1 protein-coding gene and 1 pseudogene are annotated in these 1,391 nt (G+C 56.1%); both read right to left on the bottom strand.

Annotation, left to right across the window (positions count from 1 at the left end; all coding sequences use genetic code 11):
* A pseudogene (locus tag H5U08_RS18805) lies at window positions 1-893 on the bottom strand (hypothetical protein); the annotation flags it as partial.
* Window positions 890-1,391 (bottom strand): ABC transporter permease (locus H5U08_RS18800; protein ID WP_297036693.1); only part of this gene is annotated, 502 nt, incomplete at its 5' end. The gene H5U08_RS18800 and the pseudogene H5U08_RS18805, both read right to left, overlap by 4 nt.

The raw sequence follows: 1,391 nt of genomic DNA, 5'->3' as shown, positions 1-1,391 counted from the left end.
GGCCAGCCGGTAAACCCGATGACCACCATGATGATGTAAATACTCTGGCCCAACAGCCCCACGAGTGTCAGGATCAGAAAAAACGCGGGAAAGAGCATGATCACCTCGATGATACGCGAGATGAGAATATCCACGAACCCGCCGTAATAACCGGCGACAGCCCCCAGCACGATTCCAATAACCATGTAAATTCCCACGGCCACAAAACCAACCGTGAGGGAAATCCGCAACCCGTAAATCATCCTTACGAGGACATCCCGCCCCACGTCGTCTGTGCCCAAAATGTGGGGAAAGCCGTCGTTGCTCTTTCGCCAGAAGAGAATTTTCTCACCGGTGACGGGGTCTGTTGTGAACTGCGGCTTGCGATAGAGCGGGGGTTTGACTGGCGAGTCCATGTCCTGTTCGGTCGGCCCGAAGGGAATCAGGGGATACACAGCCCGGGCTGTCCCCTGGCGGGCGAACTCCTCTTCGGGGAATGTTCGGGCACGGTAGCGGTTGTCGGGACGGACGCCGGGGATCATGAGGAGGCCGCCAAGTGCCAGGATGGCCAGGACATAGGCCGCCGCGTATCTTCCCGCAGGAAGCAGCCTGTCCGGATAACGGCGGCGGTACCGAACAGCGTGGATGACCACGCCGAGCAGCCACGGGAAAAAGGCCACCAGGGCCAGGTTGAACCAGTAATCCACGGCTTGCTCGGGATTGAAGAGCGCTCGAAACCACGGCCACGCCGTCCCACGCTCATCGTGATAGTAAAAGGGAATATTGGAGGCGAGCACGGGAGCAAAGATGGCAAGCAGAAAAAGCACTGCCAGAACCCACAGCGAACCCACCGAAAACGGGTTCCTGCGGAACTGCTTCCAAACAATTTGCCAGTAGGACTGACCGGCGGTCATTTCTCCTCACCTTGAGCGGAAAAGGTAATCCGCGGATCCACCAGCACGTAGAGAATGTCCGTCAAAAGGATGCTCAACAGAACGATGATGGCGTCGATGTAAATGAGCGCCATCAGCGTGGGATAGTCTTTCTGTTCTATGGATTCCCAGCTCAGGCGGCCCATTCCGTGTATTCCGAAGATGTACTCGACGAGAACGCTCCCGCCCAAAAGTGCGGGCAAAAAGCTGGAAAACAATGTGAGAATGGGAATGAGAGCGTTCCGTAATGCGTGCTTGAAGATGACGGTAAACTCGGAAAGACCTTTGGCCCGGGCAGTACGGATGTAATCCTGCGAGATGACCTCCAACATGCTCGTCCGGGCATACATCGCCAGGCCCGCCAGACTGAAAAGGGAGAGGCACATAACGGGCAAAAAAGCATGCCAGAGATAGTCCAAAAGATATCGGGGCCAGGAGAAGTTTTCCGCCCCTTCGGAATGCAATCCAATCATGGGGAAC

This window comes from Thermogutta sp. (genome assembly GCF_014359955.1).
Taxonomy (GTDB): Bacteria; Planctomycetota; Planctomycetia; order Pirellulales; family Thermoguttaceae; genus Thermogutta.
Note: the sequence above shows the minus strand (reverse complement) of the source record. Positions and strands in the feature narration are given on the sequence as shown.